General features: G+C 65.6%; 13 protein-coding genes. 6 read left to right on the forward strand and 7 right to left on the reverse strand.

The window, feature by feature from the left end:
- Positions 1 to 25 precede the first annotated feature (25 nt).
- Positions 26 to 493, forward strand: a complete 468-nt coding sequence (locus tag HF680_RS09700) for a MaoC family dehydratase (protein ID WP_185224911.1) — start codon at positions 26 to 28, stop codon at positions 491 to 493.
- Positions 494 to 732: 239 nt separating this feature from the next.
- The gene (locus HF680_RS09705) at positions 733 to 1,890 is read left to right on the forward strand and encodes an OmpA family protein (protein ID WP_185225047.1); all 1,158 of its coding nucleotides are present in this window, start codon (positions 733 to 735) and stop codon (positions 1,888 to 1,890) included.
- A gap of 191 nt (positions 1,891 to 2,081) precedes the next feature.
- Here the strand turns inward: HF680_RS09705 and HF680_RS09710 are convergent, their stop codons facing one another.
- Entirely contained in the window at positions 2,082 to 2,756 is a 675-nt protein-coding gene (locus HF680_RS09710; RefSeq protein WP_045811096.1) for an OmpA family protein, read from the reverse strand.
- Between the two features lie 226 nt (positions 2,757 to 2,982).
- On the opposite strand from HF680_RS09710, the gene HF680_RS09715 reads away from it, so the two are divergent.
- Entirely contained in the window at positions 2,983 to 3,894 is a 912-nt protein-coding gene (locus HF680_RS09715; RefSeq protein ID WP_185225048.1) for an isopenicillin N synthase family dioxygenase, read from the forward strand.
- Positions 3,895 to 3,898: 4 nt separating this feature from the next.
- Here the strand turns inward: HF680_RS09715 and HF680_RS09720 are convergent, their stop codons facing one another.
- From HF680_RS09720 to HF680_RS09745, 6 genes are all read right to left on the reverse strand, one after another.
- Positions 3,899 to 5,809, reverse strand: a complete 1,911-nt coding sequence (locus HF680_RS09720; protein WP_185224912.1) for a TadE/TadG family type IV pilus assembly protein — start codon at positions 5,807 to 5,809, stop codon at positions 3,899 to 3,901.
- Between the two features lie 96 nt (positions 5,810 to 5,905).
- Entirely contained in the window at positions 5,906 to 7,801 is a 1,896-nt protein-coding gene (locus HF680_RS09725; RefSeq protein WP_185224913.1) for a M2 family metallopeptidase, read from the reverse strand.
- A gap of 64 nt (positions 7,802 to 7,865) precedes the next feature.
- Entirely contained in the window at positions 7,866 to 8,558 is a 693-nt protein-coding gene (gene mtgA / locus HF680_RS09730; RefSeq protein WP_185224914.1) for a monofunctional biosynthetic peptidoglycan transglycosylase, read from the reverse strand.
- Complete coding sequence (locus HF680_RS09735) at positions 8,558 to 9,523, reverse strand: WD40 repeat domain-containing protein (RefSeq protein ID WP_184280026.1); 966 nt, start codon at positions 9,521 to 9,523, stop codon at positions 8,558 to 8,560. Before HF680_RS09735 ends, mtgA begins: the two co-directional genes overlap by 1 nt.
- A 49-nt stretch (positions 9,524 to 9,572) precedes the next feature.
- Positions 9,573 to 10,511 carry a pirin family protein gene (locus HF680_RS09740; RefSeq protein ID WP_185224915.1) on the reverse strand — a complete coding sequence of 313 codons (939 nt, stop codon included), beginning with the start codon at positions 10,509 to 10,511 and terminating at the stop codon, positions 9,573 to 9,575.
- Positions 10,512 to 10,550: 39 nt separating this feature from the next.
- On the reverse strand, positions 10,551 to 11,039 hold the full coding sequence (locus tag HF680_RS09745; RefSeq protein ID WP_055754211.1) for an Lrp/AsnC family transcriptional regulator: 489 nt from the start codon (positions 11,037 to 11,039) through the stop codon (positions 10,551 to 10,553).
- Positions 11,040 to 11,200: 161 nt separating this feature from the next.
- On the opposite strand from HF680_RS09745, the gene HF680_RS09750 reads away from it, so the two are divergent.
- From HF680_RS09750 to HF680_RS09760, 3 genes are read left to right on the forward strand one after another with little or no spacing between them, the layout of a single operon-like run.
- A complete protein-coding gene (locus HF680_RS09750) occupies positions 11,201 to 12,436 on the forward strand; it encodes a thiamine pyrophosphate-dependent enzyme (RefSeq protein ID WP_205196197.1) in 1,236 nt (411 codons plus the stop codon).
- A 2-nt stretch (positions 12,437 to 12,438) separates the two neighbouring features.
- Positions 12,439 to 13,563, forward strand: coding sequence for an alpha-ketoacid dehydrogenase subunit beta (locus HF680_RS09755; RefSeq protein ID WP_185224917.1), 1,125 nt, complete (start codon positions 12,439 to 12,441; stop codon positions 13,561 to 13,563).
- 1 nt (position 13,564) lies between these two features.
- Positions 13,565 to 15,220 (forward strand): 2-oxo acid dehydrogenase subunit E2, encoded by a 1,656-nt coding sequence (locus tag HF680_RS09760; protein WP_185224918.1) that lies wholly within the window; start codon positions 13,565 to 13,567, stop codon positions 15,218 to 15,220.
- The last annotated feature ends 38 nt before the right edge of the window (positions 15,221 to 15,258 follow it).

Consider the following 15,258-nt stretch of genomic DNA (forward strand, 5'->3'; position numbering starts at 1 on the left):
CTCACACGCACTGAGGAAACGCACGATGACCAAAGCCAGTGAACTACAGGCATTGATCGGACAGGAGGTCGGGGTGTCGAAATGGTTCGATGTCACTCAGGCCCGGATCGACGCCTTCGCCGATTGCACCGAAGATCATCAGTTCATCCATGTCGATCCGGAAGCGGCCAAAGCCACGCCGTTCGGCGGAACTATCGCGCATGGCTTCCTGACCCTGAGCCTGGCTTCGGCCATGAGTTATGACGCCGTGGCCCCGCTAGAGGGCGTCCTCATGGGCGTCAACTACGGCTTCGACAAACTGCGGTTCCTCGCGCCGGTGCCGGCAGGTTCACGTGTTCGCGGCCGCTTCAGGCTGTTGTCGGCAGAAGACAAGGGCGGCGGACGCTGGTTGCTGAAGCACGAACTGACGGTCGAGATCGACGGGGCCGACAAGCCGGCGCTGATTGCCGAGTGGCTCGGGATGCAGATGGTCGATCCAAAAATCGAGCCGTGACGCTCGCATAGGTTATAGTGTCGCGCCGTCGTGGATTGTGACGCGCCGAAGGCTGGACGTTAACTACTCTGTGCCTTGACGCCAAATTTATCTGTATCATCAAGGCCACGGTCTCGCCTTTGCTGATCGGTGCCGTCACGTTTCCGCCTCGACCTTATACAGCAAGGCTGGTAAGACCCGCGTAGGCGGTAGACCCGCCCCCTACTATAACAGAGGCGGAGGGATACCCCCCTATGCGTATGAAGACTTTCGTGCTGGCCTCCAGCGCAGCGGCCGCCCTGGCCCTGTCGGCTGGCGCTGCGTCGGCGGAACCCAATGGCTGGTACGGCGCCATCGACGCCGGCTACCACATGATCGACGATATCAACGCTGAATCGTCCACGACCGGCGCCAACTGGAACTGGGAAGTGAACGACGGCTGGGCGGCGTTTGCTCGCCTTGGCTACCGCTTCAACCCGAACTGGCGCGTTGAACTGGAAGGCGGCTATCGCTCGGGCGACATCGGCCGCGTTCGCGCCGTCACCGGCACGCAAGGCCTGTGCAACCTGACCCCGGCGACGGGCGGCTGCTTCTCGCCCGAAGGCGACATCGAGTCCGCCACACTGATGGCCAACGTCATCTATGACTTCGGCTTCGAATATTGGGGCGTTCGTCCGTTCGTCGGCCTCGGCGCCGGTGTGAACCGCGTCGACACCAACACGATCGGCGCCCTGCGCGCCAACCGTCTGGCCACCTTCGCCGCCGACGACACCTCCACCAAGTTCGCCGCTCAGGCGATCGCCGGTCTGGCCTGGGCCATCGGCGACCGCGCCAACATCGACCTGACCTACCGCTATCTGACGGGCGACGCCAACTTCGCCTCGACGACGGCCGGCACGGGCGTGGGCGCCACGCAGTTCGGCGAATGGGACGGCGACTACGATCAGTCGCACACCGTGACCCTGGGTCTGCGCTACAGCTTCGGTGCGGAAGACGTCCCGCCGCCGCCGCCGCCTCCGCCGCCCCCGCCCCCGCCGCCTCCTCCGCCCCCGCCGCCCCCGCCGCCGGTCGCTCAGAAGCCGGTCGCTCGCCAGTTCGTCGTCTACTTCGACTGGGATCGCTCGGACCTGACCGCGGAAGCCCGCTCGGTGGTGACGCAGGCCGCCAACTACGCCAAGTCGGGCGCACCGACGCGCGTCCTGATCGTCGGCTACACCGACACCTCGGGTTCGGCCGCCTATAACCTGGGTCTGTCCAACCGTCGTTCGCGCACCGTCGCGGACGCCCTGGTTGCTCAAGGCGTCAACGGCGGCGTGATCGCCCTCGACGGCAAGGGCGAAACCAACCTGGCCAAGCCGACCGCCGACGGTGTGCGCGAACCGCTCAACCGCCGCGCGACCATCGACATCAACTTCTAAGACTTTCAGGAGCCGATCTGGTTCGTCCGGATCGGCTTCAACCTTCGAAGTTGTCGAAAGACAGAACGCCGCTTCCGACAGGAGGCGGCGTTTTTCTTTGCGCCGTCTCACCTACTGCGTGACGCGTCTACGCAGAGAAAAAGGGCGACGCCTCGCGACGCCGCCCTCAAGCATTCTGATTTTGACGCCGATCAGCCGGTGAACGGCCGGATCAGGATTTCGACGCGGCGGTTCTGCGCCTTGCCTTCGGCGGTGGCGTTCGAGGCCACCGGGTTACGAGAGCTGTTACCGGCGACGTAGAGGCGTTGGGCCAGAACGCCACGGCGCACCAGTTCAGAGGCGACGCTGCTGGCGCGGCGCTCCGACAGGGGCTGGTTGATCGCGTCGCCGCCTGAAGAGTCGGTATGGCCGATCACGTCCACGGTCGATTGGTCATACTGTTGCAGAACACGGGCGACATCGTCCAGCACGGGCAGGAAGCGCGGATCGATGGAGGACTGGTTCGTGGCGAAGGTCACGTCCGACGGCATCCGCAGCACAAGCAGGTCGCCCTGACGCGCCACGCCGACACCGGAACCGGACAGTTCGGCTTCCATCGCGCGTTGCTGACGATCCATATATTGACCGACCGCCGCGCCGCCCAGCGCGCCGATGCCGGCGCCAATCAGGGCGTTCTTGCGGCCCTGTTCGCCGTTCGAGGTGTTGGTCAGATAGCCGAGAACCGCGCCGCCCAACGCACCCGCGATGGCGCCGGTCCCGGTGTTGTTGCGAACCGGACCCGAACGATAGGGGTCGGTGGTGGTGCAGGCGGCGGCCCCCAACAGGGCGGCGATGGAAACGCTGGCGACGATGAACTTGGCGCGCATGGAATGGTCCCTTTCTTTTGAGCGATCTGGCGCGGAAACGTGCGCTTACTGTGAAGGTTCCAATCTGTACGGCGCATGAATGCCTGCCACGTCCGCACGCGCCATGGCCCTGACAAGGCCGCCGATTAGGCGTATGGGAACCGCCGCACATCCCCAGATCGAGGACGACGCCGTGAGCGTGACCCAGACGGACCACACGACCGACCGCGCCATTCAGCCGGTTTCGATGACGCAGTACGACGCCGATTTTCAGGCGTTCAGCGACGCATTGGGCGCGTCCTTCTCACGCTATGGCTTCGCTGTGGTCGCCGACCATGGGCTGGACGAGGCGCGCATCACTGCGGCCATCGACGACGCTAAGGCCTTCTTCGCCCTGCCGGAAGAGGTGAAGCGCCAATACCATCAGCCCGGTACGGGCGGCGCGCGGGGCCTGACACCGTTCGGCGTCGAGGCGGCCAAGGACGCCAAGACGGTCGATTTGAAGGAGTTCTGGCACGTCGGCCGGGAACTGCCCGAAGGCCATCCTTATCGCCGCTATATGCGCGACAACGTCTGGCCGACCGAGGTCCAGGGCTTCCAAGAGCATCTCTATGGCATGTTCGAGGACCTGGATGCGCTCGGCGCCAAGATCCTGCGCGCCATCGCCCGCTATCTGAAGCTGGGCGACGACTTCTTCGCCGACAAGGTGGACATGGGCAACAGCGTCCTGCGCATGCTGCACTATCCGCCGGTTCCGGCCGATGCGCCTGGCGTGCGCGCCGGGGCGCATGAAGACATCAATGTCATCACCCTCCTGCTCGGCGCCGAAGAGGCTGGTCTTCAGCTGAAGGACAAGGACGGCAGCTGGCTCGACATCGCCCCGCCGCCCGGCGCCCTGGTCGTCAATATCGGCGACATGCTTCAGCGGCTGACCAACCACGTCCTGCCGTCGACGACCCACCGCGTGGTCAATCCGGCGCCTGAACGTCGCGGCTTCGCCCGCTATTCGACGCCCTTCTTCCTGCACTTCAACCCGGACTTCCCGATCGAGACCCTGCCCAGCGCCATCACGCCGGACAATCCCGATCGCTATGCGGGCAAGACCATCCTGGCCGAGGATTATCTGACCGAACGCCTGCGCGAAATCCGCCTGCTCTAGGCCGTCAGCGGGAAATCCGTAGTCGGGTGATGTCGCGTCCGATGGCCTGGAAGTCGTTGGACAGGTCCGCGCCCGACTGTGGCAGGAAGGCCTTATCCTTGTCGGTAGCGCAGGTGCTGAGGATGTTGGCCGCGTCGCTGCCGGGCGTGATCGAGAATCCCACGGTGTAGACGATCACGCCCTTGGCCTTCATGCCGGTACACAGTTTTGCGGCCTGATCGAACGGGTCGCCGTTCGTCGCGTCGCAGGCGATCTTGTCGTAGAGATTGCCGGACCCCGAGCCGGCGTCGCGAGCAATCACGCCGCCGCAATAGGGGGTGTTGAACTCACCATCCGTCATCAGAATGACGGCCTTCAACACCTTGGTCGGCGCATAGGCGGCGGCCGGATTTGACGACCACAAACCATTGAACTGGTTGGATACCGTGTACCAGCCCCAGGCCAGGCCGATCTGACCCGCCGTCGAGCCTGTGACAGACAGCCCGTTCACCAGGCTGGTCAGGGTGTCGATATTGGACGTCAGCGGTTGAACGGTCGCTGCTGGGCAGGGATTGCGTGGAGACGCGTAGTTTCGGCCGACGTAGGTAGAACTGGGGGCCGCGTCGGTATAGGCGGACGATCCTGCGCGTTCGCTGACGCAGGTCGTATTGTCGAATACCGTCAAGCGATTGTATTGCGGATCGCGGAAGACACGTTTGGCGCATCCGTCGCGGCCGCATTGAACGGCGCCGCCGTTGGAATAGTCGGCGTAGGTTGTGCCCCCGACCGGCACGACGAAGGCGTCCTTTGATGTGCGCTCGTGAACTTCAAAGAGCCCGCTGCTGTTGTTCAGAGCCGTCATGCCGTTCACGCCAGTGATCTGCACACCCTCGTCCTCAGACAAGCCGTGATTGGTGGACGTGATGGTGACGAAGCAGTCGGAGCGCATGCATTTGCGGATCTGACCGCCCGAGCTGTAGCTGCTGTATCCGCTGCTCGTGTTCAGCGCATACCAGTTCTGGCCCGATTGATATTGCAGGGACACCCGATTGGCGTCGATCCGCACGACCTTATAGGCGCGATTGTTGATCTGGGTCATGCCGTTGACGCCGCTGATCCAGACGTAGTCGTCGGTCGATAGCCCATGGCCGTTGGCGGTCACGACGCCCGGCGAAGCGCGCGTGATGCCGGAGATCGACTTGGCCGCCGCCGCCGCCCATGCGGCGCCGCTGATGCTGGTCGATCCGATTGAGGCGCCGCGTGCGGCGTCGGCGCGAGCACCCAGATTGACGCCGATCGAATAGGGTACGATGGCCATCCGGGAATAGTAGGGCGTCTGTTTCGCCGCCGGCTGAACGACCAGTTTGATCAACTGGTTTGCGGCGTTCTTCAGATCGCCGATCCGATTGTTGCTGCCCATCGAGCCGGTGATGTCGAGCACCAGCGAAACCTCGATATCCTTGGACGATCGGTTCACCTCGGAGTGGACGCTTACGGGCAGGGTGTCGTCCAGAATCTTCCCATAGGGGGGCAGGACGACATTGGCGATCAGCGTCTTCACCTGGACCTGGATGTCGGCGATGACGATCTGGTCTTTCGTCAACTCGATCTTGACGGCGTCATCGGCGAACGGTTCCACCGACGCGTTGCGTAGATTGGCTCTCAGCGCCACCAGCGCGACAGTCTTCAGGTCTTTCGGATCAGTATAGGACGAGCGCGCCGCGGCCAGGGCGGCGGCGTCCAGCGCGTCTTGAACGCGGGCCTTCGCCGTCGTCACGCGGTTGATGTCGATGCCGCCCAGGGTCAGCATGATCAGCGCCGGCATCACCAGGGCGAAGATCATCACAACATTGCCGCCGCGGTCCGACGAGAGGCGCGACGTAAACATGCGCAGAGCCTTCACCGCCCTGCCGATCCGATTGGAAACCTTCACCATGCCCATCCCAAAGGACGCGGACCGCCCGATTAGCGCTCAGATTGCCATCGGGCGGTTAAGGGAATTGTGAAGGGGACGGTTAACGCCGCTGCGGGCTCAGGCGGCGCTCCATCCGCACTGGTGACCCCGGTTCTGTTCCTGGAGCCAGACGTTCAGCGGGGCGAAATAGTCGGCGATGGCCGAGGCGTCGTTGCCGTCGTCGCCGGTGAAGGCCTTCATCGCCTCCTGCCAAGGCCGCGACTGACCCATCTGCAGCATGGCGTTGAAGCGGGCGCCGACCTCCTTGTTGCCATAGACGGAGCAGCGATGCAGCGGCCCGGTCCAGCCGGCCTGTTTGCAGGCCGCGCGCTGGAACTGGAACTGATAGATGGCCGCCAGGAAGTAGCGGGTATAGGGCGTGTTGCCGGGCACATGGTATTTCGCGCCCGGATCGAAGGCGTTGGCCGGACGCGGACCCGGCGGAACCAGGCCCTGGTACTGCAGCATGTCGGCGGTCCAGGCGGTGTTGTAGGCAGCCGGCGCCGTCTCGCCCGAGAAGACGTCCCAGCGCCAGCGGTCGACCATCAGGCCGAACGGCAGGAAGGCGATCTTGTCCAAGGCCATCTTGAGCAGGAAGGGAATATCTTCCTCCGCGCCCGGCGTGGTCTTCAACAGGCCGATCTGATTCAGATAGGTGGGGGTCAGGGCCGACAGGCCGACGAAGTCGCCGATGGCTTCGTGGAACCCGTCGTTCGCGCCGTTGCGGAACAGCATCGGCTGGTTCTTGTAGGCGCGCTGGTAGTAGTTGTGACCCAGCTCGTGGTGCACGGTGTAGAAGTCGTCGCCGTTGACGTTGGTGCACATCTTGATGCGGATGTCGTCGGCGTTGTCCAGGTCCCAGGCCGAGGCGTGACAGACGACTTCGCGGTCGCGCGGGCGGGTGATCTGACTGCGTTCCCAGAAGGTCTGGGGCAGCGGATCAAGGCCCAGCGAGACGTAAAAGCCCTCGCCCGTCTTGACCATCTTGGTCGCGTCGTAGTCGGCGGCCTTCAGCAGTTCGGTGAGGTCGTAGCTCGAGGCGCCGCCGCTGGGCGGGGCGACGACGTCGTAGATGTTGCCCCACTGCTGGGACCACATATTGCCCAGCAGATCGGCGCGGATCGGGCCGTGGTCGGGCTGGACCGCATCGCCGTATTTGGCGTTCAGCCGCGCGCGCACATAGCAGTGCAGGTTCTCGTAGAAGGGCTTCACCTGGGCCCACAGCCGGTCGGTCTCGGCTGCGAAATCGTCGGCGGGCATGTCGTAGCCTGACCGCCAAAGGGCGCCGGTGTCGGCGAAGCCCAGTTCGCGCGAGCCTTCGTTGGCGATCTCGACCATACGGGCGTAGTCGTCGCGCATGACCGGCGAGATGGTGCGCCAGCCTTCATACAGCGCCTTGGTCTCGGCGGGGTCTCGGCTGTCGGCCAGGATCAGCGACGCCTCGTCCAGCGTGATCGGCTTGCCCTTGAAATCGAACTTACCGGTCGAATAGGTCGAATCCAGCCGCGTGGTGATCTGGGCCAATTCCTCGGCCGCGCCGGGACGATTGGGGGCGGGCAGGACCAGGCTGAGCCGCAGCAGGTTCAGCTTGCGGCGCACGACCGGATCGACCTGGACGTCGTTGAACTTGGCCGCCTGATTGGCGAGCTGGACCTGAAGCTCGGTCGCCTCGGCGTTGGCCTTGGACTCCAGCCACATGGTGTCGAAGGTGATGTTGGTGGCGCGCGCCCACTGGATGCGGGCCACATACTCGCTGACCTCGGCCCATTTGGTTTCGGCGTCGGCGATGAAGGCGGTCGCGCCCTCGGCGGTGATCGGATAGTCGGCGCGCATGCCGCTGACGGCCGGCGCGGGCGTCGTCGAGGCCGTCTGTTCGACGCCCGGGGCTGCGGCGGCGGGTTCGCTGGTGCTGGCGCAGCCGGCGGCGAAGGCGAGGGCGCAGACCGCGACGGCGGTCATCATCTGACGCTTCATGATGGATCTCCTGAACAGCGCGGGCAGGAGAGGTCAGGCCCGGTCGCCCGTCAAGCGTGACGGTTCAGCGGCCGACGACGCAGCTGTTCAGACCCTCATTGCGCACCGTGCCCATGGCCGCCTGAACGCGCGCGGCGCGCCGACGCACATAGGGGCCGGGCGCGGCGGCTTCGTACCGGCGCGGGGCCGGCAGGATGGCGGCCAGACGCGCCGCCTCACGCGGGCTCAGGTCGCGGGCGTCCTTGCCGAACCAGTGTCGCGAGGCGGCCTGGGCGCCATAGACGCCGGGCGCCCATTCCACCACGTTCAGATAGACCTCCATGATCCGGCGCTTGGACCACACGGCCTCGATCAGGACGGTGTAGCCCGCCTCCAGACCTTTTCGGATCCAGTCGCGGCCGGGCCACAGGAAGACATTCTTGGCCGTCTGCTGGCTGATGGTCGAGCCGCCACGCAGGCGCCCGCCCTCGGCGTTGTGGTACAGGGCCTTCTGGATCGCCTCCATATCGAAGCCATGGTGGCTGCAGAACCGGGCGTCCTCGGCGGCGATGGCGGCGTTCACCAGGTTGGGCGAAATCTGGTTCAGACCGCGCCACTGATAGTCCATGCCGTCGCCCCTCGCGAGTTGGCGCAGCATCAGTATGGTGGGCGGCGGCGGAACGATAGCGACGATCAGCACGCCCGCGACCGGGATCAGGGCCAGGATCAGAAGCGCGGTCAGCACCACGCGACGCCAGCTCTTGCGGCCCGTCGCCATCAAAGGATCAAAACTCCGGCGGCGCCGTCTTCGTCGGCCCACGCCACCTTGTCGACGGCGGGGCTGAGCGACAGGGCGACGATGGCAGGTCCCTTCTCAGCCTTGACGAAGTTCAGACCCTGGGCGGCCGGATGCGCGACCCAGACCCGACCGTCGGTCAGGCCGGCGGCCAGCAGGCCCTGATCGGCGCGGGCCGAGACCAGATTGACCAGGGTCGTGTCGTCATAGCCGATCTCGGTCGCCTCGCGCCCCATCGGCCCGTTCGATCCAATGAAGGGCCACAGCACCGCGCCCTGCGCGCCCGAGGTCGCCATCAGCTGGCCATTGGCCAGGAAGGCCATCGACCGCACCTTGCCCGGATAGCCGCCCATGCGCAGGTTCTTGGCGTCCTTGATGCGCCAGCCGTGCATCTGATTGTCCTGCATGGTCGTGACGACGAAGGCGCCGTCGGGCGAGAAGGCGACGCCGGTGTGGGATCCGGCCCAGGCCAGTTTCACGGGCTGCTGTTTCTCGATCCGCGCATACCACAACGCCGCCCCGCCATAGGTCGAGGTGGCGATGCGCCGGCCCTTGGGCTCGAAGGCGACGCCGGAAACGGTGCGCTCGTGCTGGAAGTCGCGCCGGAAGCCGACCTCCTTGGGGTCGATCACCGACAAGGTGCGGCCGAAGGAAAAGGCGATCAGGCCCGAGGCCGGCGAGGCGTCGATGGCGTCGATCCACTGGTTCTTGGCCGTGGCCAGAACGACCGGGTCCTCGTCGCGACGGGTCCAGACGACCTTGCCGTCATCGCCGCCTGTGACGATCCCGTCGCCGGACGGATGAACGCAGGCGCACAGCACGGCGCCGTCGTGCGCCTCAACCCGCGTTCGGTCCTCGAACCGGACCGAGCCGTCGCCGAGGGCGAAGACAGCGCCGGTGTTGTCGAACAGGGCGGCGGTGACCTGGGCGTCGAAATCGAAGTTCATAGGCCGCATGTAGCGATCCGACCTCGTCGCGTCACCTTCTGCCTGCCCGCTAGACCGGATCGGTCGGCTTGGGCGCCACCGGCGCCGGCTCCGCTTGGGCCTTTGCGGGTTCGTCCGGCAGGGGGATGAACTCCAGATCGTCGGCGTCCGGCAGCGTCATCCGGCCCGCCTTCCAATCGGCCTTGGCCTGATCGATGCGGGCCTGGCTAGAGGCGACGAAGTTCCACCAGATCAGCCGTTCCCCCACCGGCTCGCCGCCCAGGATCATGACGGTCGACTGGGTCAGGGCCTTGACCGTCGGCTCGGCCGTCGGCTCCAGCACGATCATCTGGCCCTCATGGAAGGTGCGGTCGCCGACCTCGATGGAGCCCTTGGCCACATAGAGCGCACGCTCGCTCATGCCCCCGGCCCCCTTGCCTGACGGCGGGGCGGTGCGCACGCCGGGCTGAAGCTCCCAGTGGATATAGAACAGCGGCGACGACACCGGCACGGCCGCTTTGGCGCCGTAGGCCTCGCCCGCGACCAGACGCGCGAACAGGCCGCCGTTCTCGTAGGCCGGCTGGGCGTCCTCGCCCAGGTGATGGAAGGCCGGGTCCATCTCTTCGGCCTCATCGGGCAGGGCGACCCAGGCCTGCATGCCGTGCATCGGCCCGCCCTTGCTCTTCTTCAGCGGATCGGTGCGCTCGGAATGGACGATGCCCTTGCCGGCGGTCATCCAATTGACCTCGCCCGGTCGGATCGCCTGATCATAGCCGAGATTGTCGTGGTGCATGATCTCGCCCTCGAACAGATAGGTCAGGGTCGACAGGCCGATGTGCGGATGCGGTCGCACGTCGATGGCTGTGGCGCCCGGCGCGAACTCGGCCGGTCCCATCTGGTCCAGGAAGATGAAGGGCCCGACCATCCGGCGCGAATGGAAGGGCAGGACGCGCCCGACTTCGAACCCGCCCAGGTCCTTGCGGCGTGCGTCGATCACCAGTTCGATCATGTGTCGGCTCCCAAAGCGGCCCGCGCCGCCTGAGCGACGTTATCCGACGTGAGGCGTGATGATGCCAAGAGGCAGGGCGGTCACATTCTTCACGCCGCGCGTGACGATGTGGCTTTCGCAGTCCGAGACAATGCCCAGGGCCAGCAGCTTCTCGCGCAGGAACAGGTCGAAGGCGTGCATGTCCGAGGTGATGATGCGCAGCACATAGTCCTCGCGCCCCGTGATGGTGGCGCACTGGACCACTTCCGGCCACTTGGCCACGGCGGCCTCGAAAACATTGAGATTGTCCGCCGAGGGCAGCATCAGTTTGACGATGGCGTAGACCTCGAAGTCCAGGCCCAGCAGCTGCGCGTTCAGCAGGGTGACGCGCTTGGTGATCAGGCCGGAGTCTTCCAGCCGCTTGATCCGCCGCCAGCAGGGCGAAGCCGACAGCCCGACGCGATCGGCGACCTCTGCGACCGACAGCCCGGCGTCTTGTTGCAGGATATCCAGAATGCGGGCGTCGATGGGGTCGAGTTCGTCGGCCAATGCGTTTCTCCGATTATGATTATCGCGAAATAAAATACCCGATATCGGGATTGCGCAAGGTCAAATTGAGCGAGCACCTGCTTAAGCGGCGTGTTATCACACGTCCAGAGGAAACACGGACGGACCCCAGAACGGATATGGACGCCCGCATGAACGATAAGATGAACAAAAAGAACAGCCAGCCCCTGTCCTTGCGCGTGCCGGAGCCGTCGGGCCGTCCCGGCGATACGCCGGACTTCAGCCATCTGCAGATGGACCCCGCCGGCGTGGTCGAGCGGCCCGAGGTCGGATCGACCCCCTATCAGATGCGTGATCTCGCCTTCCGCCTGATTCGGGTGCTGGACGATGAGGGCGCCGCGGTCGGTCCGTGGAACCCGCGCCTGGATCCCGAGACGATGCGCCGGGGTCTGAAGGCCATGATCCTGACGCGCGCCTTCGACGACCGGATGCACCGCGCCCACCGCCAGGGCAAAACCAGCTTCTATATGAAGTGCACCGGCGAAGAGGCCATCGCGGTCGCCCAGGGCATGATCCTGAGCCGCGAGGACATGGGTTTCCCCACCTATCGCCAGCAGGGGCTTCTGATCACGCGCGGCTATCCGCTGGTCGCGATGATGAACCAGATCTATTCGAACGCCGAAGATCCGATCAAAGGCCGACAGTTGCCGATCATGTATTCGGCCAAGGACTATGGCTTCTTCACCATCAGCGGCAATCTGGGCACCCAGGTTCCGCAGGCCGTCGGCTGGGCCATGGCCAGCGCCTACAAGGGCGACGACAAGATCGCCATCAGCTGGATCGGCGACGGCGCCACGGCCGAAGGCGACTTCCACAACGCCCTGACCTTCGCCTCCGTCTATCGCGCCCCGGTCATCCTGAACGTCGTCAACAACCAGTGGGCCATCAGCTCCTTCCAGGGCATCGCCGGCGGGCTTGAGACCACCTTCGCCTCCAAGGCCATCGGCTATGGCCTGCCGGCCCTGCGGGTGGACGGCAACGACTTCCTGGCGGTCTGGGCGGCGACCCAGTGGGCCGAGGAACGGGCGCGGTCGAACCAGGGCGCGACGGTGATCGAGCTGTTCACCTATCGCGGCGCCCCGCACTCGACCTCCGACGACCCCAGCCGCTATCGCCCCGGCGACGAGCATGAGAAATGGCCGCTGGGCGATCCGATCGAACGTCTGCGCCAGCATCTGACCGTCATCGGCGAATGGGACGACGAGCGTCACGCCGCCGCGCTGAAGGACGCCGTCGAACAGGTCCGCGCCGCCGGCAAGGAGTCCGAAGCCATCGGCACCCTGGGCCAGTCGCGCCCCAGCGTGAAGACGATGTTTGAAGAGGTCTATGCGACCGAAGACTGGCGCCTGATCGAACAGCGCCGCGAGGTGGGGGTCTGACCATGGCTGAGCAAACCACTTTCACCGACGCCGATCGCAACGACGGCGTCGAGCCCGACATGATCGACCAGAACGCCGCCCCCGCCTCGGAAGCGACGGGCGCGGGCGTGATCCCCATGAACATGATCCAGGCGCTGAACTCGGCCATCGACGTCAAAATGGCCGAAGACGCCAACGTCCTGTCGTTCGGCGAGGACGCCGGCTACTTCGGCGGTGTCTTCCGCGTCACCGACAAGCTGCAGCAGAAGCACGGACTGACCCGCAGCTTCGACGCCCCGATTTCGGAATGCGGCATCGTCGCCGCCGCGATCGGCATGGGCGCCTATGGCCTGCGTCCGGTCGTCGAGATCCAGTTCGCCGACTACATCTATCCGGCCTACGACCAGATCGTTTCGGAAGCGGCCAAGATGCGATACCGCTCGGGCGGTCAGTTCACGTCGCCGATCACGGTGCGCAGCCCCTATGGCGGCGGCATCTTCGGCGGCCAGACCCACAGCCAGTCGCCCGAAAGCCTGTTCACGCATATCGCGGGCCTGAAGGTCGTCATTCCGTCCAACCCCTATGACGCCAAGGGCCTGCTGACCGCCGCCATCGAGGATGACGATCCGGTCGTCTTCTTCGAGCCGAAACGCCTCTACAACGGCCCATTCGACGGCTGGCACGAGAAGCCGGTCAGCCCGTGGAAGGCTCAGGATCTGGCCCAGGTCCCGACCGGAAAATATGTCGAGCCGATCGGCAAGGCGCGCGTGATGCGCGAAGGAAACGACGTCACCATCCTGGCCTATGGCACCATGGTTTGGGTCGCCCTGGCCGGCGCGGAACACGCGGGCGTGGACGCCGAGGTCATCGACCTGCGCTCGCTCGTGCCGCTGGACATCGAAGCCATCGAGGCCTCGGTGAAGAAGACCGGCCGCTGCGTCATCGTGCATGAGGCGCCCAAGACCTCGGGCTTCGGCGGCGAGCTGTCGGCCCTGGTGCAGGAGCGCTGCTTCTATTCGCTGGAAGCGCCGATCGCGCGCGTCACCGGCTGGGACACCCCCTATCCGCACGCTTTCGAATGGGAATATTTCCCCGGGCCGCAACGGGTCGCAGACGCCTTGAAGAGCGTCATGACGGGAGGTCGATAAGATGGGTCGTTTCGTCTTCAAACTGCCCGACGTGGGCGAAGGCACCGCCGAGGCCGAACTGGTCGGATGGCACGTCAAGGTCGGCGATGTCGTCGCCGAGGACCAGATCGTCGCCGACGTCATGACCGACAAGGCCACCGTCGAGATCACCGCCCCGGTCAGCGGCAAGGTCGTCGCCCTGCACGGCGAACCCGGCGCCATGGTGCCGGTGCGCGGCCCCCTGGTGGAGTTCGAGGTCGAGGGGGCGGGCAATGCCGAAGACGCCCCGACGTCTGCCGCCCCTGCCGTCGCCCAACCGGACCCGGCTCCCGTGGTCGCCGAGGCGCCGAAGGTCGAAACGCCGACAGCCGCCGCTGTCGAGGCGCCGACATCGGGCAACTATGTCTTCAAGCTGCCCGACGTGGGCGAAGGCACGGCCGAGGCCGAGCTGGTCGGCTGGCACGTCAAGGTCGGGGATGCGGTCGAGGAAGACCAGATCCTGGCCGATGTCATGACCGACAAGGCCACAGTTGAGATCACCTCGCCGGTCGCCGGAACGGTCGTCGCCCTGTACGGCGAGGCGGGCAAGTCCGTGCCCGTCGGCGGGCCGCTGGTCGCGTTCGATGTCGAGGGTCGGGGCAATGTCTCGACGCCCGTCGCGGCGGCGAAACCGGCCCCCAAACCGACCGAGAATGCGACGGCGGCTTCCGCCGCGGTTTTGACGTCTCCAAGCGCGACTTCAGCGACTGCGCCGTCCAAGCCTGTGCCCGCCCTGACAGGCCGCGCGCCCGGCGAACGTCCGTCGGCCTCGCCGGCCGTGCGCAATCGCGCGCGGGATCTGGGCGTCGATCTGACCTTCGTGCCCGGTTCCGGCCCGGCGGGTCGGATCACGCACGAGGATCTGGACGGCTTCATCGCGCGTGGCGGTTCGCAACCTGCGTCGGCGCCGTCCGGCGGCGGCTCGACCTATGCGAAGGCGCAAGGGACGACCGAGGTCAAGATCATCGGCCTGCGCCGCAAGATTGCGGAGAAGATGGCCGAGAGCGTGCGCCGCATTCCCCACATCACCTATGTCGAGGAAATCGACATGACGGCGGTGGAGGAGTTGCGCGCCCATCTGAACGCGACGAAGTCCAAGGATCAGCCCAAGCTGAACGTCCTGCCCTTCATCGCCCGCGCCATCGTCGTCGCCCTGCGCGACCAGCCCCAGATCAACGCCACCTATGACGATGATGCCGGCGTCCTGACCAAACACGCCCCGGTCCATCTGGGCATCGCCGCCCAGACGCCGAACGGCTTGATGGTGCCGGTGGTCCGCCATGCCGAGGCGCGCGACCCCTACGACACGGCTCTGGAAATCGCCCGCGTCTCGGGCGCGGCCAAGGACGGTTCGGCCAAGCGTGAAGAGTTGTCGGGTTCGACCATCACCATCACCTCGCTGGGCACGCTGGGCGGGGTGGTCCACACGCCGATCATCAACCACCCCGAGGTCGCCATCGTTGGTCCGAACAAGATCGCCGAACGGGTCGTGGTCAAGGACGGCCAGATGGTCGTGCGCAAGATGATGAACCTGTCGTCCAGCTTCGATCACCGCATCGTCGATGGACACGACGCGGCGGTGTTCGTGCAGCGGATCAAGGGGCTTTTGGAGAACCCGGCGACGCTGTGGATGGGTTGATGCCCATTTTCTAAGCGGGAAAGCGAGGTCCGCCCGCG

The organism is Brevundimonas huaxiensis, assembly GCF_014218725.1.
Lineage (GTDB): Bacteria > Pseudomonadota > Alphaproteobacteria > Caulobacterales > Caulobacteraceae > Brevundimonas > Brevundimonas huaxiensis.